Source organism: Sphingobacterium yanglingense, from assembly GCF_004363245.1.
Classification (GTDB): Bacteria; Bacteroidota; Bacteroidia; order Sphingobacteriales; family Sphingobacteriaceae; genus Sphingobacterium; species Sphingobacterium yanglingense.
Genome location: NZ_SNYV01000011.1, coordinates 660,791 through 683,148, shown reverse-complemented (window position 1 = coordinate 683,148; position 22,358 = coordinate 660,791). Strand labels below are relative to the sequence as shown.

At 44.4% G+C, this 22,358-nt stretch carries 22 protein-coding genes; 8 read left to right on the top strand and 14 right to left on the bottom strand.

From position 1 onward, the window contains the following. Positions 1-218: 218 nt before the first annotated feature. From mnmE to CLV99_RS05210, 3 genes are all read right to left on the bottom strand, one after another. Positions 219-1,598, bottom strand: a complete 1,380-nt coding sequence (gene mnmE, locus CLV99_RS05220) for a tRNA uridine-5-carboxymethylaminomethyl(34) synthesis GTPase MnmE (protein WP_133583423.1) — start codon at positions 1,596-1,598, stop codon at positions 219-221. Between the two features lie 81 nt (positions 1,599-1,679). Further along, complete coding sequence (locus tag CLV99_RS05215; RefSeq protein ID WP_133583422.1) at positions 1,680-2,543, bottom strand: aminotransferase class IV; 864 nt, start codon at positions 2,541-2,543, stop codon at positions 1,680-1,682. A 34-nt stretch (positions 2,544-2,577) separates the two neighbouring features. Then, complete coding sequence (locus CLV99_RS05210) at positions 2,578-3,615, bottom strand: RluA family pseudouridine synthase (protein ID WP_133583421.1); 1,038 nt, start codon at positions 3,613-3,615, stop codon at positions 2,578-2,580. A gap of 91 nt (positions 3,616-3,706) precedes the next feature. On the opposite strand from CLV99_RS05210, the gene CLV99_RS05205 reads away from it, so the two are divergent. Then, positions 3,707-4,585 (top strand): 1-aminocyclopropane-1-carboxylate deaminase/D-cysteine desulfhydrase, encoded by an 879-nt coding sequence (locus CLV99_RS05205; protein ID WP_133583420.1) that lies wholly within the window; start codon positions 3,707-3,709, stop codon positions 4,583-4,585. A 55-nt stretch (positions 4,586-4,640) separates the two neighbouring features. Here the strand turns inward: CLV99_RS05205 and CLV99_RS05200 are convergent, their stop codons facing one another. Further along, a complete protein-coding gene (locus CLV99_RS05200) occupies positions 4,641-4,922 on the bottom strand; it encodes a GNAT family N-acetyltransferase (RefSeq protein WP_133583419.1) in 282 nt (93 codons plus the stop codon). Positions 4,923-5,093: 171 nt separating this feature from the next. Between CLV99_RS05200 and CLV99_RS05195 the strand changes: the two genes are divergently transcribed. Together CLV99_RS05195 and CLV99_RS05190 are read left to right on the top strand one after the other, a co-directional pair. Next, positions 5,094-6,389, top strand: a complete 1,296-nt coding sequence (locus tag CLV99_RS05195) for a BamA/TamA family outer membrane protein (protein ID WP_133583418.1) — start codon at positions 5,094-5,096, stop codon at positions 6,387-6,389. A gap of 27 nt (positions 6,390-6,416) precedes the next feature. Then, positions 6,417-8,492, top strand: coding sequence for a TonB-dependent receptor (locus CLV99_RS05190; protein WP_133583417.1), 2,076 nt, complete (start codon positions 6,417-6,419; stop codon positions 8,490-8,492). Here CLV99_RS05190 and CLV99_RS05185 read toward each other — a convergent pair. The 3 genes from CLV99_RS05185 to CLV99_RS05175 are packed head-to-tail and all read right to left on the bottom strand — an operon-like array spanning position 8,476 to position 9,699. Further along, positions 8,476-8,832 carry a hypothetical protein gene (locus tag CLV99_RS05185; RefSeq protein ID WP_133583416.1) on the bottom strand — a complete coding sequence of 119 codons (357 nt, stop codon included), beginning with the start codon at positions 8,830-8,832 and terminating at the stop codon, positions 8,476-8,478. The genes CLV99_RS05190 and CLV99_RS05185 overlap by 17 nt on opposite strands. Continuing rightward, positions 8,822-9,373 (bottom strand): RNA polymerase sigma factor, encoded by a 552-nt coding sequence (locus CLV99_RS05180; RefSeq protein ID WP_133583415.1) that lies wholly within the window; start codon positions 9,371-9,373, stop codon positions 8,822-8,824. Before CLV99_RS05180 ends, CLV99_RS05185 begins: the two co-directional genes overlap by 11 nt. Before the next feature lie 2 nt (positions 9,374-9,375). Then, the gene (locus CLV99_RS05175) at positions 9,376-9,699 is read right to left on the bottom strand and encodes a hypothetical protein (protein WP_133583414.1); all 324 of its coding nucleotides are present in this window, start codon (positions 9,697-9,699) and stop codon (positions 9,376-9,378) included. A gap of 123 nt (positions 9,700-9,822) precedes the next feature. Between CLV99_RS05175 and CLV99_RS05170 the strand changes: the two genes are divergently transcribed. The 4 genes from CLV99_RS05170 to CLV99_RS05155 are packed head-to-tail and all read left to right on the top strand — an operon-like array spanning position 9,823 to position 14,327. Then, a complete protein-coding gene (locus tag CLV99_RS05170; RefSeq protein ID WP_133583413.1) occupies positions 9,823-10,605 on the top strand; it encodes an N-formylglutamate amidohydrolase in 783 nt (260 codons plus the stop codon). Beyond that, positions 10,595-12,427: a flavohemoglobin expression-modulating QEGLA motif protein gene (locus CLV99_RS05165; RefSeq protein ID WP_133583412.1), complete on the top strand. Its 1,833-nt coding sequence runs from the start codon at positions 10,595-10,597 to the stop codon at positions 12,425-12,427. Before CLV99_RS05170 ends, CLV99_RS05165 begins: the two co-directional genes overlap by 11 nt. A gap of 10 nt (positions 12,428-12,437) precedes the next feature. Further along, on the top strand, positions 12,438-13,442 hold the full coding sequence (locus CLV99_RS05160; RefSeq protein ID WP_133583411.1) for an ATP-grasp domain-containing protein: 1,005 nt from the start codon (positions 12,438-12,440) through the stop codon (positions 13,440-13,442). Between the two features lie 51 nt (positions 13,443-13,493). After that, positions 13,494-14,327: an MBL fold metallo-hydrolase gene (locus CLV99_RS05155; protein WP_133583410.1), complete on the top strand. Its 834-nt coding sequence runs from the start codon at positions 13,494-13,496 to the stop codon at positions 14,325-14,327. 4 nt (positions 14,328-14,331) lie between these two features. Here CLV99_RS05155 and CLV99_RS05150 read toward each other — a convergent pair whose 3' ends face one another. Genes CLV99_RS05150 through CLV99_RS05135 form a run of 4 tightly spaced genes read right to left on the bottom strand, consistent with a single transcriptional unit; the run spans position 14,332 to position 17,640 of the window. Beyond that, a complete protein-coding gene (locus CLV99_RS05150) occupies positions 14,332-15,435 on the bottom strand; it encodes a serine hydrolase domain-containing protein (protein WP_133583409.1) in 1,104 nt (367 codons plus the stop codon). Between the two features lie 3 nt (positions 15,436-15,438). Further along, a complete protein-coding gene (locus tag CLV99_RS05145) occupies positions 15,439-15,873 on the bottom strand; it encodes an FKBP-type peptidyl-prolyl cis-trans isomerase (protein WP_133583408.1) in 435 nt (144 codons plus the stop codon). 3 nt (positions 15,874-15,876) lie between these two features. Next, complete coding sequence (locus CLV99_RS05140) at positions 15,877-16,875, bottom strand: tetratricopeptide repeat protein (protein ID WP_133583407.1); 999 nt, start codon at positions 16,873-16,875, stop codon at positions 15,877-15,879. Between the two features lie 18 nt (positions 16,876-16,893). Continuing rightward, on the bottom strand, positions 16,894-17,640 hold the full coding sequence (locus tag CLV99_RS05135) for a C40 family peptidase (RefSeq protein WP_133583406.1): 747 nt from the start codon (positions 17,638-17,640) through the stop codon (positions 16,894-16,896). Positions 17,641-17,721: 81 nt separating this feature from the next. Between CLV99_RS05135 and CLV99_RS05130 the strand changes: the two genes are divergently transcribed. Continuing rightward, positions 17,722-18,189 carry a universal stress protein gene (locus CLV99_RS05130; protein ID WP_246032696.1) on the top strand — a complete coding sequence of 156 codons (468 nt, stop codon included), beginning with the start codon at positions 17,722-17,724 and terminating at the stop codon, positions 18,187-18,189. An 11-nt stretch (positions 18,190-18,200) separates the two neighbouring features. Here CLV99_RS05130 and CLV99_RS05125 read toward each other — a convergent pair whose 3' ends face one another. Genes CLV99_RS05125 through guaA form a run of 3 tightly spaced genes read right to left on the bottom strand, consistent with a single transcriptional unit; the run spans position 18,201 to position 22,211 of the window. Further along, the gene (locus tag CLV99_RS05125) at positions 18,201-19,382 is read right to left on the bottom strand and encodes an RsmB/NOP family class I SAM-dependent RNA methyltransferase (protein WP_133583404.1); all 1,182 of its coding nucleotides are present in this window, start codon (positions 19,380-19,382) and stop codon (positions 18,201-18,203) included. An 11-nt stretch (positions 19,383-19,393) separates the two neighbouring features. Beyond that, positions 19,394-20,656 (bottom strand): ABC transporter substrate-binding protein, encoded by a 1,263-nt coding sequence (locus CLV99_RS05120; protein ID WP_133583403.1) that lies wholly within the window; start codon positions 20,654-20,656, stop codon positions 19,394-19,396. Between the two features lie 4 nt (positions 20,657-20,660). After that, on the bottom strand, positions 20,661-22,211 hold the full coding sequence (guaA, locus tag CLV99_RS05115) for a glutamine-hydrolyzing GMP synthase (protein ID WP_133583402.1): 1,551 nt from the start codon (positions 22,209-22,211) through the stop codon (positions 20,661-20,663). Between the last annotated feature and the right edge of the window lie 147 nt (positions 22,212-22,358).

The following is a 22,358-nucleotide window of genomic DNA, read 5'->3' as shown; positions in this document are numbered from 1 at the left end:
GATTCAAAAAGGGATACTCCAGGAGATATCCCTTTTTTTACGCTTAAAAAGCCCTAAAATGGCCCTGGTCAAATAAAAAATGGCTTCGGCGTCTTTCTAAAACGGCTTAGACAACTTTGTAAAGTTGCCTAAGCCGTTTTTATTATAACCTGTGCAAGCGCTCTTAACTTCCTTTCTAACAAGAATTTTTTTTTGTTAATGTATTGATATACAGCCTTTTATTTTCCTATGCAAAACTTAGAAAAAATATTTTCCAGCAGGTCATCCGTAGTTACTGTACCTGTTATCTCGCCCAAGTGATGCAAAGATTGGCGGATATCCATTGCCAAAAAGTCGGATGTTACCGGGTTATCAATACCATATAAAACTCGTTCTAGCGCGGCTTGCGTAAGCTGTAGTGCCTCTACGTGCCTGATATTGGTGACCATCACATCGTCGGTATTGATATTCGAAAGGTTGACCTGATTCAACAATTCATCTTTAAGTTCGTCGATACCGATTTGTTTTTTAGCGGATATGTACAATGGGTTTAATACATTATATTCTGCTCTATCACCTTCTGCCAGCAAATCGCTCTTATTGATTATCGTTACAAAAGGGATATTCAAATCCTTAACTTCATTGATCTGCTCTTGGACCACAGCTATTTTATCCTGGGTTGGGTCAAACAAATAGATGATTAACCTAGCCTGTTTCATTTTCTCCCGCGTACGTTCTACCCCTTTTGCTTCGATTATGTCTTCGGTGTCGCGTAGACCTGCGGTATCGATAAAGCGGAAGGTGACCCCGTGAATATTAATCTCGTCTTCAATGGTGTCCCGTGTTGTACCTGCGATGTCCGATACGATAGCACGCTCTTCATTCAATAAGGCATTCAATAGCGTTGATTTACCCACGTTAGGTTTGCCCGCAATGACCACAGGTACGCCATTTTTAAGCACATTACCTTGCTCGAAGGACTGTATAAGCTTTCCGATTACCGTATATATCTGCTGTATAAGGGATTTCAACTGGTCGCGATTAGCAAATTCGACATCCTCCTCAGCAAAGTCAAGTTCTAGCTCGATCAAGGATGCAAAGTGTACCAAATCCTCGCGCAATTGCTTCAGCTGATTCGAAAAGCCACCACGCATTTGTTGCATAGCCACTTGGTGCGATGCGGCCGAATTGGACGCAATGAGGTCTGCTACAGCTTCTGCTTGAGATAGATCCAGACCTCCATTAAGAAATGCCCGTAGTGTAAACTCTCCGGCACGGGCAGCTCTCGCCCCTTTCTTTATCAGCAAGCCAATAATCCGTTCGATAATGTATTTGGAGTTGTGTGTCGATATTTCTACCGAGTTTTCTTTCGTGTATGAGTTTGGTGCCACAAATAGTGATACCAAAACCTCATCGAGGATTTCTTCTCCTTCACGTATGGTGCCAAAATGTATGGTATGTGAATCCTGGGCAGTCAAATCCTTGCCTTTGAATACACCATTGACGATGTTTATCGCTTCGTTTCCCGATACACGTATTACGGCGATAGCACCTTGCGCACCAGGAGATGTAGCCAATGCTACGATAGTATCTTGAGATATTAATCCGTTTGTAGACATGGGACAAACCTACATAAATTCGCCCTTACAAGCAATATAATTGCGTCGAAATATAAAGGCGAATTTGTGGCTCTCCTTATCCTATAGACTGCCTTCTTTGTCATAAGTCCAGGTTGCCAGTCTATCCTGCAATATCCGGGATATTTTATTAAAGTAACGCTTCTGCTTGTATCCCATAACCCACTGTATTCCTTGTATGGCGTTGGTGCAGAATATCTCGTCCGCCTTTTTCATGATTTCGGGACTTATCTGCGCTTCGATGACCGGTATTCCCTCGGCCTCCGCTATATCCATTACCACGCGACGCATCACCCCAGCGATACAACCTTGATTCAGCGCAGGTGTATACAGCGCTTTCTCAAAGTACACGAAGATATTCGATGTCAGTGCTTCACAGAGGAAGCCTTCCTGATTGAGAATGAGTACATCATCATAATCAAATTTCTTCTTGTACAGTCCGGCAAGGACATATATCAATGCATTGTTTGATTTGAGATCTGAGAGGTCGCCAAAGGGCTTTTTATTCTCCGTGTATAGGTCGATAATAAGACCGTTTTTCTTATCTCTTTGTGGCTCTTCCAGACGTTGCACCTGAAAGATATAACTTGGTCGGTTGCTGTCGGGGGTATAGAGCCCATCGCCTTGTCTGAATACCGAAAGGCGCACGCGGACGCGCTGTCCGAGCATATTGTTTTTGCGGATTAACTCATCTGCTGCTCCCTTAAAGAAATAGGTGTCGAACTTGCCCGACGATTCCAGCTCAAGCCGTTGCATACTCTGTTGTAAGCGTTCGATATGAAAATCCAGAAAACGGATCTCTCCGTCTTTATAAAGCATGGTCTCAAAGATGCCGTCTCCATAGCGGAATGCCCGGTTATTGGCCGAAAATATAGTATGGTCCTCCGGCAGCAAAGCGCCGTTGTAGTTCATGTAATGTGTAGGCATAAAAATGCATTAAAGCGTAATCGTTTGGCGGACTCTATTGCTGTGTTTTTTCAGCAGCGTATCCTCTCCACTTTTCTAATACTAAACGAAAATCCTCAGGCAATGGTACCTCAAAGTTCATTTCTTTTTTTGTCTTCGGGTGTATAAAACCGAGTGATCTAGCATGAAGTGCCTGTCTAGGTATTATTTGAAAACAATTGTCTACAAACTGTTTGTATTTTGAAAATGCCGTCCCTTTGAGTATTCGGTCCCCCCCATAACTGGCATCATTGAAAATAGGATGGCCTATGGATTTCATATGTGTACGTATCTGGTGGGTACGGCCTGTTTCCAACTGGCATTCAATCAATGTGACAAAACCCAGGCGCTCTATTACCTTATAGTGCGTGACCGACCATTTCCCTTTTTCAGGATCATCGTACATATTCATTATCCGACGGTCTTTCATATCGCGGCCGATATAACCGGAGATAGTACCATCTTCGGGGATATCTCCCCATACGAGGGCGACGTAGCGACGCTCTATGCTATGTTCAAAGAATTGCTTGGCCAGATAGGTCATGGCCCATTCGTTCTTGGCGATAACGAGTAGTCCGGAGGTATCTTTATCTATACGGTGTACCAATCCTGGCCGTCCAGTATTGCCCGGTAGTGTAGGCAGCTGATTGAGGTGAAACGTCAGTGCATTTACCAGTGTACCGGTATAGTTGTTGAACCCGGGATGTACCACCATGCCAGGCTCTTTATTGACCATAAGAAGGTCGTCATCCTCATAAGTAATAATCAATGGGATATCCTCGGGATAGACCTCAGTATCACGTGGAGGGTCTGGTAAGACCATTGTAATGACATCGAGTGGTTTTACCTTGTAGCTGGCTTTGATGACTTTATCATTGACAAAGACAGAACCTGCATCAATCGCATTCTGTATGCGGTTGCGGGAGGTGTTCTCTACTCTATTCATTAAAAACTTGTCAATACGAAGCAAGGCCTGCCCTTTGTCGGCAACTATCCGTATATGTTCATACAATTCCTGCTCGTCTTGTTCCTGTATATCTAAGTCTTCGTTCATAGCACAAAAGTAAGTGAAATACACCAAAAAGTACTAACTTTGACGTACTCTTACTTCAATATACTGAATATTAACAACGTCCTTTTTATCTATGCTCCTCTTTAGCCCAGAACAACTACTTTCGCACCCTTTATATCAGCAAAAATCAGTTCAAGTCTATATGAAACGTGATGATATGATTCATCCGTTCATATCTGGTAATAAATGGCGTAAATTGAAATATAATTTATTAAAAGCAAGTGAATTAGGTAGAGATACGTTAATTACTTTTGGAGGCGCTTGGTCCAATCATATATTGGCGGTGGCTTGCGCTGCTGCGTCAGGTGGTTTTCAGTCCAGGGCATTTATAAGGGGCGAGGAGATTTCCAACCCGGTGCTGGATATGTGCCGCCTGTTTGGCATGGAACTTCTATTTGTGTCACGGGAAGCCTACAAAGACAAGGATAAACTCTTTAGTCAGCTTGAAGAGACTGACAGAAGCTTTATGATCGATGAGGGCGGGGCGGGAATGGACGGTGCGCGCGGCTGTTCGGAGATCATCAGCGAGCTTGAGCAGCAGTATGATCATATCTTTGTGGCTGCAGGTACCGGTACTACTGCTGCAGGTGTCGCTATGGGGATTGCACAACAGGATCGGATGAACCTATTGCATGTGGTGCCAGTATTGAAAGGAGGAGCATTTATCGCCGATGAGATGCAGCAGTTGGGGGCTGACCTGCAACAGTGCAGGCTCCATCTAGATTACCATTTTGGGGGCTATGCAAAGGTCAAGCCCGAGTTGATACAGTTTGTCCAAGGATTCGTACAGCAAACGGGTATAATGATAGAGCCGACCTACACGGGCAAAGCCCTGTTTGCACTACATGATTTATTGGAAAAGGACATGTTTGAAAAAGGCAGCCGTATATTATTTATCCATACAGGAGGACTGACCGGCTTACTGGGGCAGCTGAAGCATTTTCAAGATTAGCGTGCCTGCTTCCTTGGCCGGGAGACCTTAAGGAAGCAAGATAGCAATCTAGATCTTAAGCGAGTACATCCCTTATATCGACGTTCTTCTCAAACATGGCCTTGGCAAAAGGACATAGCGGGATGATTTTCAGATTATTATCCCTAGCATGTTCGACTACCTTCTGTAATAGAATCTTACCAATACTTTTTCCTTTTTGTTCAGGGTCTACTTCGGTATGGTCTACAATTATCTTGTCTGTACCTGCTATGGAATAACTCATCTCCCCTATTTTCTTATTTTCCTCATAGGCAACAAAGGCTCCTTTGCTTCCTGTTTCTTCTTTTTTAATTAACATAATATTTTTTATTTAAGATGTTTTGATACAAATTATAATAATTCTTACCCTGTAAGATACGTAGAAAAGGAGAACAAATGAATTTGAAAAACGTTTTTTGTGGTCACCGAAAGCCCTAAAAGCCAAAACTTATCTTTATTTTCGTGCTTACTAATATGGAAAGAGCCACCTATGAGATACCTGTACATCCTTTTGTTTTTACCCTTGTTAGCGTTAAATACTTATGCACAGGACTTCGAACTGCAAACCGATAGCCTGTTTTTAAAAAGGATAAAGGGTGCTCCCCTACCTCCTGATAGTCTATATGATGTGGTCAATCTTTTTCAGGATATCAATCCTTTTAAGAAAAGAAAGAAAGACGGTACACCGGAGAAGCGATCGGGTATCTCCTATCTGCCCAATCTTAATTACAATCCGAGCATTGGTTTTCAGGTAGGGATTAAGGCAGTGGGTGGATTGTATTTCGGTGAGAAAGAAAACACCAGCATGTCTGTCTTTGCTACCGCTTTGAACTATACGACGAGAGGTATTGTATTCGGTTATCTTTTTCATGATGTATATACCCGGGAGAATAAATGGAACCTAAAAGGAAGTCTCCATATTGCTAAGATGGTCGGACTGGATTACGGTATGGGAATCGGGCATCAATTGCCGAATCCTACAGAAGAGGAATCCATTATCAGCAATCCGGACCGTGACCGTTTTGTCAATAAATATACGGTTTACGGATTTAATGAGCGTATTTACAAAAAATTGAGCCCTGGACTATTTGTTGGTGCGGGAGCCTATTTTGAGTTAAAACGTAATGTAAGTACTCTGACGGAGGTCTCTCCTTCACCCAATGAGATTTATAGTAAGTGGAACGGTTTTGACCCCGTGCGCAACAATAATAATGGATTGATGTTCAATCTACAGTATATGACCCGCGACAATCCCAATAGTGCCTATAAAGGTATCTATTCGGATGTGGTCTTTCGGATGAACCAGACTTGGATGGGGAGTTCACAGAATGCGATACAGCTCCTTACTGATTTTCGCAAGTACTTTCAGCTGTTCCCCGAGCGTGGCCGTCCTAATCACGTATTGGCCTTATGGTATTACGGATCGTACAATCTAAGTGGCAAGCTGCCTTATCTTGATTTGCCGGGTACAGGTAAAGATCCCTATGCAAAAAGTGGTAGAGGTTATACCAATGGGTATTTCAAAGGGCGTTCTTACGCCTACGGTGAGGTTGAATATCGATTCCCAATATTGCGGAATCAGTTTTTGAGCGGTGTGGTCTTTGGAAATATTCAGACTGTAGACGACCAGATGGGCACCAAGCTGTTCAAGTACTGGCAACCTTCAGGCGGTGCTGGCTTACGGGTGCTCTTCAATAAAATGACCCGTACCAATCTGTGTATCGATTATGCAATCGGTAAGTTCGGACAGAAAGGCCTGTTTTTGGGATTGAATGAGGCATTCTAAGCGAAAAAGCCTTATCTTTAGCGTTAGATGAGATATTTGACCACAAACCTAACCCTACTCCTAGCATTGTTGGGAGTGACTGCCTCTGCACAAGTTTCTAAAGACAGCACTAGTACCACCTTACAGCCTATAGATGTCAAGGTATACTTTGCCAAACAGTCTTCTTTGGGTGTTACTTCAGCTACCCAAACCTTATCGACAGATGTTATCTCCCGACAGGGGCCTATGTCTCTAGTATCGGCAGTGAATACGGTTCCGGGTATACGTATGGAAGAACGCTCGCCTGGTTCATATCGCCTGGCGATGCGGGGAAGTTTGATCCGCTCACCGTTTGGAATTCGTAATACCAAGGTCTATGTGGACGAATTTCCGCTGACCGATGCAGGAGGAAATACTTATCTCAATCTACTTGCTCCAGTGGGTATACAGGCGATACAGTTGGTCAAGGGACCCGATGGCTCGTTGTTTGGGGCAAACTCTGGTGGAGTTGTACAAATCAGCCCTAAGGGATTCGAAACATTGGAGAACAGACGCGAGGTCGAGCTTACGGCTGGCGCCTATGGCCTGTTCCAGCAGTCGCTATCGCTACAGCAGAAGGTGACTCCCAATTATCAGTTCTCTTTTGACCAGTCGTTTTTACGTTCTAATGGTTATCGGGACAATGCGGGGCTGAACAAGAAGACAGTTCAGACGGCACATCAATGGAAATATTCTCCTATAGCCGAATTACGAGCTTTTGTTTTATATACGGATCTGGGCTATGAGACTCCCGGTGGACTTACACTAGCGCAGTATGAAGCCGATCCGAGAGCCTCGCGCCCTGCAGGTGGTCCTAATCCGGGCGCCAAAGAACAGCAGGCCGCTATTTACAATAAAACGGGATTTGGAGGGGTCTCCCATCGTCTACAGCTCGGTAAGTATCTATCGCACCAAGTTTCATTATTTGGTTCTTATACAGACTTCAAGAATCCTTTTATCACAAACTATGAGGAGCGTATAGAGAAAAATTGGGGACTGCGGACTTACCTGTCGCTGGACAATCCGGAGGCGGTCCTGCCTTGGCAAATGCAACTGGGATTCGAGGGGATAAAAGGAAGCAGTGATATCGACAACTACGATAATAACAAAGGGGTGGCAGGCGCTGTGCAAGCGCGCGATGGCATGACCAATAGCCAGTGGAACGTATTCTATCGGGCTCAGATTGAACTGATGAAGAACTGGAATCTAGAAGCTGCTCTCGGACTGAATGGTAACCATATCGACTACACCCGTAAATACCCTGTGGCAACGCCTACAGATGGCCGTATTTCCTTTGATAAGCAATGGATGCCCCGTATAGCGAGTTCCTATACCCTCAATGAAGTAATGTCCTGGCGGGCTTCCGTGGCGAAAGGTTACTCTACACCTACCCTTGCGGAGGTGCGCTCTTCTGACAATACAATAAATGCCAACCTGCAAGCTGAATCCGGAACGAACTATGAGGTCGGTTATAAAATACGGAATAAGAACAATAACCTGATTTTGGATATTGCCGCTTATACCTACCGCATGGAAAATGGTATTGTGCGTAGCCTGAATGAGGCCGGCGCGGAGTATTATCAGAATGCAGGAGAGATGGAGCAAAAAGGGATTGAGGTGTCGGTATGGGGAGCGATTCCAGTTTTGCCACAATCACCGGTATTACGCGGGTTGAGCATACACAGTGCTGTGAGTTATAATGACTATCATTTTGGCCAGTACAAGGTGGCTGATAAGGATTATTCAGGCAATAGAATGACGGCAGTGCCACAATGGGTATGGACCAATAACGTTAAAATCGATTTCCCTTACCAGTTTGATTTAAATCTGTATCATAACTTTACCTCCTCCATGCCTTTGGATGATGCCAATAGTGTCTATGCAAAGAAATTCCACTTAGTACAGGCCAAGGCCAGCTATACCGCTCCTCGGCTTTATGGGGTATCTGTACAGGTATATGCTGGTGTAGACAATCTGCTGAATCAGCGATACAGTTTAGGAAATGATATTAATGCTTTTGGTGGCCGCTACTTTAATGCGGCAGCCACACGTAATTTTTATGGGGGTGTTAAGTTGATTTTTTAGTATCAGATTCTCGTGTCATCTTAAATAGCTTCCAGAGTTTGTCACTGAAAAGAACAATTAGGACGACATAGATCAGCTGGGAGAAGAATGAGATTTTGTCCAGAGAGGCTTCGGGCAGATCATAGGAAGACAGTACTAAGCCTAGCACATAGTTGAGGAGCATACCAAAGATGGTGCCTATCAGAAAGAAAAGGAGTGCCATTTTCTTGCTTTGGTGCATTTGGGTTTTCGCTTTTTCAAAATCGACAATCTGCTGCATCATACGGCTTTCAAAATCCGCAAAAGGCAATTCGAGTTTGCTGTTTTTGAGCAGGTCGTATAGTTTATCGTTATGTTCCATAGTATTCTTCTTTCATTAATCTGCGGAGTGTACCGTAGAGGTGTTTGCGGGCTCTAAATAGGATTACTTTCGTATTGGAGTCTGTCCATCCTGTAATGTCGCACAGTTCTTGAATGGATAGCTCTTCGAGGTAGTAAAGACGCAATGCCAGCGCCTCATTTGCTGGAATCATCAATAGGGCTTCCTGTATGAGCTGTTCCTGTTCTTTCTTCAATAGCTTGTCAAAGGCATTTTCATCCCATGCTACATCATGTTCTTCGGCGCTGAATTCTACAGGCTCTGGTTTCAACCGCCGTGCCGTACTGAACGCGCAGTTTACCACAATACGATAAAACCAGGTACTGAATTTAGATTGCTTTTTGAAGGTTGCCAACGATTGATAGCAACGCATGAAGGCGTCCTGAACGACCTCTTCGGCCAGATGTTCTTGTTTGACAATAGAATGTGCGACAGAATAGGCCATATGCTTATAAGTTGTCAGAAAATACTTAAAAGCATATGGGTCTCCCGCTAGTACCTTATCAATGTAGACTTGGTCCATTCTTAGTTATTGGTTTCTTGCTTTTTATCCAGTTTGTTGGCAATAATCATAGAGATACCTGTACATACAGTAATGATCCCCATAGGGATAGCATCCTGTGACTGAAAATAACCTAATTCCTTGAATATTCCTACGACGACAATCCCCACCCCGATTCCAAGAACAACAATCCCTGGCTTCTGCCAGTCATAAGGCTCCCTTTTGACAGGTGTCTCATCAGCATTGGCTGTACGGATTGCTCTGAATTTCATAATGAAGTAGATGGACAATGTAATAGCTGTAAATAGCCCCGTAGACATTATAGCCAGCATTATTTCTTTTCCCATGTTTCTGTTTTTTAATGTTCTTTTCCCATTAGTCGTAGCTTCGAAAGAAATGGTTACAACTATTTGAAAAAAACTTTTTAGGGCTCCTACTGTTCTAATTTAAAAGAGTTAAATCTTACGCCTATGTCTCTACAAGTAAATTACCATATACATACCATAGATAGTCCTTTCTGGTCGTTCGCACTGCACGATGGCCATCTGATCGACGGTGACCTACTTCCCTATTTATTGCTATCAGAAAAGCAACGTCTGCGCGAGGAAGACCCCTACACGGCATTGATTGCTGAATTGCCTGTTAACCAATTTGTAGTAGGCACGTCTCGGTTCCAGTTGGACCTAAACCGTCCCGTTGAACAATCCGTGTACCTTCACCCCGAACAGGCCTGGGGGCTAGAGGTCTGGAAGACAAATTTCCCGCAGACCTTGATCGATCAGCTGTATAAAAAACATCAATATATCTATCGGCTTATCGAACAGCACATACAGTCTTCTATTCAAAAATACGGTTTCTTTGTGGTATTGGATATACATAGTTATAATGCCAATCGGGAGTCCCCTACTGCTGTAGTGGATGAAGACGCGAATCCACAAATCAATCTAGGCACGCATTATAACGACCCAAAGTGGCGGGTACTAACCGATAGCTTCATCCATGCCATTGCTTCTCAAACGCTGTACGGCTTGCCTATTGATATACGGGAGAATGTCCGATTTAAGGGCGGTTACCTCACGCAGTTTCTAAACACCCGCTTTGGAGACAAGGGCTGTGTGTTTTCCATCGAGTTTCGTAAGGATTTTATGAACGAATGGACGGGCGAGCCAGAGGTGAAGCGGATAGCTGCCTGCAAACAGTTGCTTATTAATTCAGTACAGAGTCTAAAAGAGTATTTTGCGTATGAGGGATGATAAGCGACTTAATTTTATTCTGGGTGCCATTAAGGCGAAAAACCCCTTTCATGTACAGCTGCCCAATGTGGGCAAACTGGTCTTTAGAAAGATCGTACCCTGTATATTCATTTATAGGACAAGTGTAATCGGAAAAGACAAAATGCTGTCTAATCTGGCTAAATCCCAACTGGCGAGCGTTATTATCCAAGAGCATGATGCCGAGGTGCCAGCGCTATTGCACAAGATCGCTCTCTGTATCCAAGAGCAGTTTGGCTCCTGCCTTTTGGTCGAGGTCTGGAATGCACCCAACGAGCAGATGGCCGATGTCGAGATTCAGCTCGGCCAGAAAGGGATTCTACCCCTTGCCGAATATATGCTCAGGAATCTAAAAACAGAGGCTTCGGATATTGTAGGGGATATTAAAAAGCTAAAAGAAGTACCCTGTAATCCCGCCTATGAGCGGCTGTTTACCCTAAAGGAGTCCATGGACAAGAGTATCTATACGCTGGGACTATCGGTACGGCCTAGCTATCGCTTGAGCAACGGTGACTACCTCCCTATTCTATTGCGCCATTACAGCGAGTCGCTGGGCAAAATCCTGTTACGTGTCTTTTTTGAGTATGTACGGCTTTTTACGGATCAGAACCCGACGATGTTTCGTCTCAACCTTAAGAAAGAGATAACAGCCAATGTCTTTGCTATCGATAAGGCACTTACTGCGGAGAGCATGCGTTTTGATTTCTTGCTCTTGGTTACCCCTATCAATGTCCCAGAGGCTTGGGAGAGCTTCAAGAAAGCCCGGTTCCGTAAAACTCCGGTATTCCAGTATAGACCTATGCCCATAGACCCCGATATTGTGAAGCGTAACCTGTACAATTTGCGTATAGAAGATATCTATGACCCGACGATTGCTTACCTATTTCGGGACAAACGACGGGAGTTGGACGAGATGATGAGTATGCTTGCTGACCGTAATACGGAAGATTTTATGCACGGTAGTTTACAGGTGTTTGGCAATGTGAGCGACGATCTGCTGCAGGTAGCACAGTCTATCCTGACGGTGATCGCGCACAATTCGGCCGCAAAGGTAGTGGTACCGGAGCGAAAGCTTAATGCAAAGGAGTTTGCCCAATTGGCACGGGAGGAGATAGCCTACCTGAGCGAGCAGTCTGAAGACTTTAAGACAACGGTGCGTGTACGCTCGGATATCTCGGGCGTGATGGTAAACCGTGGGGTACTCAATATTGGCGAAGATTATCAGATTTCGCCCGAACGGGCACGGGCGTTGGTGCAGCATGAAGTAGGTACCCATATTGTCACCTACTTTAATGGTAAAGCACAACCGCTACAACTGTTTAGTCTTGGGGTGCCCGGTTATGAGCAGTTACAGGAAGGACTGGCAGTATTTGCCGAATACCTAATTGGCGGCTTATCCAATCAGCGCTTGCGGATATTGGCAGCCCGTGTTATTGCGGTGCGCAATATGCTTATGGGACATAGTTTTATCGATACCTTCTTTTTACTGCTAGAGGATTATCATTTTGCAGAGGAGACAGCTTTCAATATTACGATGCGGGTTTATCGTGGTGGCGGGCTGACCAAGGATGCTTTGTACCTACAGGGACTGATGGAACTTATAGACTACATCAAGCAAGGGCAAGACCTCAGCCTCCTGACCGTTGGTAAGATTCGGGAAGATTATATCCCTATTATTCAGGACTTGATTCAACGGGGCTACATGTATGCACCGCTGGTCAAACCCCGCTATCTGAGTGATGCCTATCAACCGAGACTGGATTGGGTAAGAAATGAAGGAAGTATTTTTAAAATGATACAATAGTAAGATCTATATGAACATCGCATTTTTGATTAATCAGACCCATAAAGAAGAGAATGGTTTTACAACGACACTGTTGGCGTATGAGGCGCTACAACGTGGACATACGGTTATTTACATTGGCTTGGCGGATTTTGTCTATATAGATGACAGGCATGTGGAAGCGCATGCCCGTATCATTCCGGCCGGTACCGCAATCGATAGTAAGGAGGAGCTGTTGGCAAGCTTACGGCGAGCGGAGAAGCAACGGTACAATATGGCGGACGTCGATGTGCTCTGGCTCCGCTTCGACCCTGTCATGGATATGTATAATAGGCCTTGGGCAGCAGCTATGGGATTGCAGTTTGCACAACTTGTCAAGTATATGGGGCGCTTGGTTATCAATGATCCCGACTATCTGGTGCAGGCGAGTAATAAACTCTATCTGGAGAATTTCCCAAAGACTGTGCGGCCCAAAACGCTAGTCACCCGCTTTGTGTCGGATATACAGGCCTTCATGGAGACACAGGGTGATAAGATAATATTAAAGCCAGTGAAAGGCTCTGGAGGTAAGAATGTGTTTATGATTTCGGCAGGCGCTCCTCAGAATCTCAAACAGACGGTAGAAGTGATTGCGCGGGACGGTTATGTCATCGCACAGGAGTACCTACCCGAAGCTACAAAGGGAGATCTTCGCTTTTTCCTATTGGAAGGCGAACCTATCCTGATCGATGGCGAGTATGCCGCTGTACAGCGCGTGCAAAAAGAGGGCGAAATCCGGAGTAATATCCATCAAGGAGCGAAAGCGGTGAAGGCGCAGGTGGATGATAATGTGCTACGTCTGGTAGAACAAGTCAGTGGTAAGATAAAGGAGGATGGCATGTATCTCGTGGGCTTGGATATCGTAGGTGACAAGATCATGGAAATAAATGTGTATAGTCCTGGTGCTTTAGGCTTGGCGAGTCAATTAGCAGGAGTCGATTTTGTAGGACATATTATCCAGCACCTGGAGATGAAGGTGAAAGAGTTTTATAGTTAGCGAATTCCCCTCATTTTATGTAGGTTTGTTTCTAACCAAAGAATCAAGAAAATGAAGCTTTATAGCATAGATACTGGATATTTTAAGTTGGACGGAGGCGCTATGTTTGGCGTGGTACCTAAGTCGATATGGCAACGTACGAATCCTGCGGATTCCAACAACCTCTGTACTTGGGGCAATCGTCTTCTCCTTATTGAAGACGGAAAAAGATTAACATTGGTGGATACGGCACTAGGTGATAAACAGGATGATAAGTTTTTTGGACACTACCATTTGCATGGCGACGACACCTTGGACAAGTCGCTAGCCAAATATGGTTTTCATCGGGATGATATCACTGATGTGTTCTTGACACACTTGCATTTTGACCATTGTGGAGGTGCTATTGCCCGCGAAGGGGATAAATTAGTGCCAGCTTTCAAGAATGCACACTTTTGGTCCAATGAAAAACACTGGGATTGGGCGGTAAATCCGAATCCGCGTGAGAAAGCGTCTTTCTTAAAAGAGAATATATTACCTATCCAAGAGAGTGGACAGTTGAAGTTCCTGAAAGAAGGCGAAGCTTATGATACCCATGTCGATGTGCGCTATGCTTTTGGGCATACCGAAGCGATGATGTTGCCACAGATTACATACAAGGGGAAAACCATTCTGTATATGGCCGACCTATTGCCTTCTGTCGGACATATCCCACTCCCCTATGTAATGAGCTATGATGTGCGTCCGCTGACAACGATGGACGAAAGGCAGTCTTACTGGCAGGAAATTGTAGAGAAAGAGTATATCCTATTCTTTGAACATGACCCAACCAATGAGTGCTGTACGCTGCAACAGACGGAAAAGGGAGTCCGGGTAAAGGATATTTTTAAATTTTCCGAAATCTAGGCGTTTACCGCCACTCGTTTGCATATACCTTGCTTAGCCATTGGAATAGCGATTCCTCGGTATTCAATGGCTTGGTTTGGTAGATTTTTAATACCTCATCATAAGCCTGGTTGATAATAAGGTCGTCCCTATTGGTGAATAGACCGATAGTGCGGTACTCCTGAGGCAGGTATAGGACTGCATTGTGAAAGCCAGTGCTCTCGCCCGAATGGAATACGGCCTGAATTTTTCCCTTCTTATCCATTTTTACAAATAAGCCCATGCTGTAATAAATATCACCTCGTAGGTGGACTTTGTGGCGGATTACAGTTTCCCAAAATGCGTTGTCCCATAGGGGATTATTGCTGTTCATCCAACGTGTATATTCCTGTGCGGAGATATAGACGCCCCCATCTCCTTTGGTTGCGCTGGTATTACTTTGGTCCGCAAATCGGAAACCTGTTGCGGTGGGGTGATAACCGTATGCACGCTTGGGGATTATACAGCCTGTGGTGTAGACCTGTGCTTGATTTAAGCCTGCCGGTTCGAAGATATGCGTAGCGACAAAGCTAGCATAATCCATTTTGGAAATACGCTCCACGATGACGGCAAGCAGGCAATACCCGGTATTGCTATAGCGGAATGTGCTTCCTGCCGGAAAGTATACGGAGTCTATAGGGGCCACGAGTTGTAGTACATCGGTATCGCTCAGCTGGTGTTGCAATCCCTCTGGGATAACAGCCTCATAATCCCAGATACCGGAGGTATGTTGTAGCAATTGGTCGATGGTGATGGATGCGGTGGCCTCAGGTAACTCTGTCAATATCTTGCGAATACGAGTGTCGAACGTGAGTGCTCCTTTTTTGAGCAATAGATAGGTCGCCATAGCGGTAAACTGCTTGCTGACGGAGGCCATACGAAATGCGGTCTCGGCTTCTATAGCTGTCTTTTTTTCCAGCTCGGCTTGACCGAAAGGAAAAAACTCAGCTTTACCCCGGATCGCTGTAAAAGCGATGCCACCTGGCTCTTCGGCTTTTGGATAATGGGTTGCGATGACCGACTGGAGCTGCTGTGCTGAACTGCTGTACATACCGACAAAAAAACTAAGTAAAAAGAGACCGTATCGCATAACCTATAGGATTGAAATCAACTCAATGTCAAATATCAACGTGCAGTTACCGCCACTTTCTTTGGTTAAAGGTTCAAAGCCGTAAGCCAGGCTCGGGTGTATATAAAGCCTCCATGTGCTCCCTACCGGCATCTGTACTAAAGCCTGTTGCCAGCCACGAATTAGCTCGGGAATATGGAGGGATTCAGGGCGTTTCCGTTTGTAGGAACTATCGAATACATCTCCATTCAGCAGCTGGCCTTTATAATGGCAGAGTACTTTGGCCTTGGGGCCTGGTTTGACGCCTTGGCCCTGCTGTAGGACTTCGTATTGTAAGGTGTCGCTTAGACTGATGACGCCTTCTTTCTCTTTATTTTCCTTTAAGAAGAGCTCTCCTTCTGCGAGATTCTTAGCCGCTGCATCCTTGATGCGCTTGAGGTATGCGTTAGGTTTGGCCATATGTTATTCGTCTTCAAGTTCCTCGTATTTTTCAAAATCCATAGCTGCACCAGTCTCATCCCCCAATTTTTCCTTGAGCTCACCCCGGTACTGATAGAGATCCGAATAGTGTGGATTCAAACGGATAGCTTCGTCGTAGTCGGCTATGGCTTCCTGCCAGGCTCCGGTGCGCTCGAGTGCATCGGCACGTAGCACATAACAGTAGAAATCGGTAGGATTGCGCGCTATAACTTCTGTATAATCAGCAATAGCTGACTGCCAATCCTCAATGCGTTCGTAGTATCCTGCACGTTCCTCCAATACCTCTGTGCTGTCTGGAGTCAGCTGCAGCGCGCTCTCGAAGTCTTGTAATGCAGCTTCATTTTCATGTATGGCCACATAGAGCTTAGCCCGGTATAGGTACGCATTGGGCAACTGTCCATCGCTGCTCAACGCTAACTGTAGCTGCTCTAAAGCACTATCATAAAGCAACATACGCAGGTATACAGCGGCCATGGAAACACGTATTTCGGGATTATCGTCCAGCACTATCGCATTTTGGTAATCCGCAATAGCAAGCTCGTAATCAAAGTGTTGGGTCCATAGCATGGCACGATTGATATAAGGCTGTGCATGTGGGGTGTCTTGTTGTAGTTCTCGGTTCAGCTCTTCGAGCTCGGGAGCAAGCAGCATGCTGCCTTTATTTTCCTGCCATTCAAGGAATATGTGGTAGTTGAAGTCCAATTTTTTGGCCACCTGATAATCGTAAAAGGCGCCTTCCTCGTCTCCCAGTGCCTGATTTAGTAGGCTTCTACTGGCATAGAAGAAGGGATATTGGGGGTACTGCTCGATCGTAGAGCTGTAAAGTTCTAATGCTTTCGCACTATCTCCAGCATCGATCAATTTGCGTGCTTCAGAAGCTATCGATAGAAGGTCATTATCTTCGTATATTGCTTTCTCAATGGTGCTGTAGGGAAATAATTGCGAGCTAGGAAGATAAAAGTAGGGATTTTTCTCTTTCAAAATATGGAATTCGGTAATTTAAAAATAGCGTTTTACAATGCGTAGTTTGTGTGTGTATTTGTTCTGCTGGGCATTGAATATGCCTTCAGTGTCCATTTTGTCGATACGCACCCGCCCTGCCGCATGTATAATAGTTTCGTTGTCAATCATTATGCCTACATGCGTGATGCGGCCAGCTTCATTGTCAAAAAAAGCCAAATCTCCGGCTTTAATCTCAGGAAGAAAATCAACGGTGTCGCCGGATTCTGCCTGTTGCCAGGCGTCTCTTTTCAGGCCTATCCCAAAATGACGGTATACGACCTGGCTAAAGCCGGAGCAGTCTATGCCGTAGGGCGAACGACCTCCCCATAGATACGGGCTATTATTGTAATGTTGGATTAATTTTGGAAATTCTATATCAAAATCGTCGAGCTTGCCTTCACGGATTACACCTTCGATGGTGTAGAGTTCGTTTCCGATTTGAATACTATCGTTTGGTACAGGTGTACCGTGCAGAAGCTGTGTCGTATGAGCTGTAGAACTAGCCTTGCCACCAGTAAGACCGATGATACGTCTGCTGCTCTCCTGTGTCGCAATCTGCCCAGACTGATGCCGTTGAATCCAGCCCTCGTAAGAGGTATCCAAAAGACGTATATGGTCAAAGTCAATACCTTCTTCTAGGATTTCGAAAGGTTCACCAAATAAAACCTGAGTGACCATTTCGCTACGGTGGGATGCTTCGGCCCGCAGGGGCATTATACAAAGATTACAAGCTGATAAAACCATTTCGCTTTTTATTTTTTAAAACAATAATTATAGATTCTTGTTCTTAAACTAACGAAGATACTTCTAAAAAACTAAATTATTATGGGATATTCCAAATTTCAAAGGATACTATTGGCATTAGACGATAGTCCCTGTTCAGATAAAGTGATTGAGTATGCGCGCAGCATACTGGAAGGGCAAGAAGCCACGTTGGCACTGGTAACGGTAATCCCTCCTACCTCTCCGGCTTCGTATGGGGCAGATCCATTGTTAGGACAACAACCGATTATCGTTGCAGAGGTGGCGGAGATACAGCAAGAGGCTGCACAGGAATACTTGGATAGATTGGCAGCAGATTTTACCTCGGTCAAAGAAATATTTACATTCACACGTGTGGGGAATATACGCGAGGAAATATTGACTGTGGCTCATGAGTGGGCTGCAGATTTGTTGATACTAGGGACCAATGGGAAAACTGGCTTCGAACATTTTATTTCGGGCAGCGTTTCGGAATCGGTTATCCGCAAGGCACAATGCCCTGTACTGGTAATCCCTAGTAAGTGTGATTAAGCTGGTATTGATTACACTTTGAGGAGGCGGGCTGCAAACATACTGTCCGCCTTACTCTCGTATCCCTTGATAACCTCCATCTTCTCTATACGCATACCGAAATTGTTTACGATATAGTCAATGACAGCTTCGTTTTCAGCCTGATATACAGAGCAGGTAATGTAAATAAGAGGCTTACCTACCTTGATAAAAGGGATAGTCTGAGCTACAATCCGCTTCTGTAAATCTGTAAAATACTGTAGTCTATCCGTATCAAATGATTGCATCATTTCGGGGGTACGACCCCAAGTGCCAGATCCTGAACAAGGAGCATCTACAATGATACCATCAAAACGCTCGTCCTGTAAAGCGGCTTTTACATTTTCTGCATCAGTGAGGTCTACGACTTTCTTGCGGTAGGTCTGTGTGATATTGGCCTGTATAAAGCGTTCATCTAGATTGCGTAGAATCGAAAGGCGGATGTCTGATACGAGTAGCTTCGCGGCCGGGTATTTGTCCAAAAATAACAACGATTTGCCTCCCGAGGCAGCACATGCATCCCACCAACTTTCGTTTGCACCAGATTCCATAAAGTTTAGGGTGTACTGTGATGAGCGATCTTGTACTTCATATAGGCCGTTCAATCCTTTGATATGCTGCAGCTTACTTCCGTTAGGAAGCGCTATAGTCTGTCCGGAAACGGAGTTTATAACAACTCCTTCTCGCTGTAGGATTTGCTGTACTTTTTCCTCCTGCCCTCTTTTTACCCGAATGAATAAGTCGGGTTGTATAAAATGACTTTGTAGGAAAAGTGTTCTATCTATGGCTGCAGAAAGTCCAGCATCGAGTGGGAAAAGCAGATTGATATCAAAGCCGGTCAGTCTGCTTGCTATGTCCACTTTATCGGATATGGATTGCTGTAAGGACTGAGCTAGCTCCGGGTTTTGTAGGCTGACTAGATCAGACTGTTGTTCGCACAGGTATTCGGCAACCACAAGCCGTGCTATAGAGGGCTCCTGTGGGTAGGCATTGCCCAAGCGGAAATAGTTATAACAAAAACGAGAGGTCATCTTTCTATCAGATGACCCCATTTGTTTGTTTTCTTTGAAAAAGCGAGTCAGGTATCTCGCTAAGGGTTCTTTTTTATCATATCCGGTAAGGGCACGTTCAAAATTCCTCAGCTGCTGTGAGACTCGTCTTTCATTAATTTCCATTACTGTATTTTTTATTGCAGCTGAAACGAACCACCGCGGTATGAGCGATAGGCTACGGATTCATTTGCATATCCCCAAGCTTCGTTGTATCTGAATTTGTAAGAACTGAACAAACCATTGTAGGATTCTTTTGTTAATTTTTCTTTTAGTTTGTCTGCTCCGTACTTGTTTATCAATCCGCCAAAGTAAAGCGCAGAATCATAGCCTTTGTACGATTGGTCAGACGGTTGTACACCATAGGCGTCTGCATAGGTGTCTTTAAACGCTTTTACAGCAGTAGACCATGTTTTCAGATTACTCTCTGTAGTGATGGTTGGATTTAAATCCCCAAATCCAGCATACATACTAAAATCGTAGCGCTCCCATAGCGGATGGCCAAAGAGGCTGAAGTTGTAGGTGTTTTCACCGTATTTCTTAATCAGATTGGTCAATAGGTTTTTCAACAGAGTCTTGTCTGTAGTACCCGTGACAATGATATTGGTGCCTGTCAATGAGAGATTTTCATTAAGCTGGCTTAGCGATGATACGGAAACAATACGTGCGTTGTTTTTGGCCTGCTTGATAGCCGTAGACATACCGTTTAAAAACTGCTTACCGTCCGAGTCTGTAGTGTTAAAGATAATAATAACATCACCAGCACTATACTCTCGAGCTGCCCGGGCTGCAATAGCATTGCTATGGGCTTTTATCGGTGGAGTCAGCGAAACGAGATTTGGCAAATTAAACTCTGTAGGCATGGATGCTGCTAAGGGGTTAATCTGTAGTGTTTCCTTGTCTTTAAGGTTACTACCAAAGGCTTTTATCTCCTGAGGATATACCGGGCCGATCACGATGGATGCTTCTTCAACAGTCGAAGAGAGTGCTAGACTACCACTGTAGCTGGCATTGTCGCGGGAGTCGAGAACATTCAGATTGAAGTCTGCTCCTTTTTTTGCCAATTCTTCCAGTCCAAGCTGGAAACCTTGGTAATAGTCCAATGCTAAAGCAGAACGTTTGATGTCTTTTTCGGCAAGTGCATTTTCAGAAATCTGATCGAGCTGAAAAGGAAGTACCAAGGAGATGTTGCGTCCCATAAAACGTTTCGCCACATTTTCTTTTGCTGATTCACCAGTTTCACTAGAGCCGTCTGGCGTTTTGCCTGTCTCTCCAGGTTTGGAGCTGTTGTTGCCCACGTTACCCTTATAATCTGGGGCACGTAAAACACCAACTTTAGGTGTACACGAAGATACACCTAAAGCTAATGCAAGAGCTATTAATAAACTTGAATTTTTCAATTTTTTATTCCCACTCAATGGTTGCTGGTGGTTTTGAACTGATGTCGTAAACAACTCTGTTGATTCCTTTAACATGATTGATTATTTCATTCGATATCTTAGCTAGTAATTCATAAGGCAAATGAATCCAATCTGCAGTCATTCCATCGAGTGAACCTACAGCGCGTAATGCGACAACATGCTCGTATGTGCGTTCGTCTCCCATTACACCGACGGATTGAACAGGTAAGAAAATCGTTCCAGCCTGCCATACCTTATCATACCAACCTGATTCTTTTAAGTTACGTATATAGATGTCATCTGCTTCTTGCAAAATCCGTACCTTTTCTTCATTTATATCACCTAAAATTCGAATTCCTAATCCAGGGCCTGGGAAAGGGTGTCTATTCAGGATGTTAGGGTCTACATCTAAAGTTTTTCCTACACGACGTACTTCGTCTTTGAACAATGTCTTTAAAGGCTCTACAACTTTTAATTTCATGTAGTCTGGTAATCCACCTACATTGTGGTGCGACTTAATCGTTGCCGATGGTCCTTTTACAGAGATAGACTCGATGATGTCCGGGTATATCGTTCCTTGACCTAACCATTTCGCTTCGCTTCCTTCAGGAAGTTCTTTTTGTATGTCTTTGGACGCTTGGTCGAATACATCGATAAAGGCTCCGCCGATGATTTTACGCTTTTGCTCTGGCTCAGTTACGCCTTTTAGCTTGGTGTAGAATAATTCTTTGGCATTAACACCTTTGATGTTAAGTCCCATGTTTTTGTACGAATCCAATACTTGCTCAAATTCGCCTTTGCGTAACAAACCGTGATCTACAAAGAAACAGTGTAAACGGTCTCCGATAGCACGCTGTAATAATACTGCAGCTACAGTAGAGTCTACACCACCGGATAAAGCCATAATAACGTGGTCATTGCCCAAGTCGGCTTTTAGCTCAGCTACTGTACTCTCTACGAAAGATTCTGAAGTCCAATCCTGCGCACATCCACAGATGTCGATAACGAAGTTTTTGACTAACATCTGTCCATCTGTACTGTGTGTTACTTCTGGATGGAACTGTATACCATAGGTATTGGTGCCTGCTATTTGATAAGCAGCTACACGTACCTTATCTGTACTCGCTATAATATTGAAGCCTGTTGGCACCTCTTTGATTGTGTCTCCATGTGACATCCATACCTGAGACTGTGCAGGGATTCCTTTTAATAAGGCATTGTCGTTGTCTACAAATTGTAGATTGGCTCTGCCGTACTCGCGTATCTCTGAAGGTAAGACTTCGCCACCGGCTTGTTGTGCCAGGTACTGTGCGCCGTAGCAAACACCTAATAGCGGAAATCTTTCTTGGATACTTTTGTAGTCGATCTGTGGTGCGTCTTCTTGGCGGACCGAATAAGGACTGCCTGAAAAGATAACCCCTTTCACGGTATCATCTAAGTCAGGAACTTTATTAAAAGGATGGATCTCACAATATACACTCAATTCGCGAACCCGACGTGCGATTAATTGGGTGTATTGAGAACCAAAATCAAGGATTATTATTTTTTCAGACATAGCGCAAAGGTACGATTAACCGATGAAAACATACAAAAAAAATATTACAGTTTCTACGAACTGGCTTTGGGCAAAAGGTAGCCTTCTATTTAACATATCAATAACATCTAAAGAAGTTGAATTTATTACCTTTAGCTGTTATTGTCA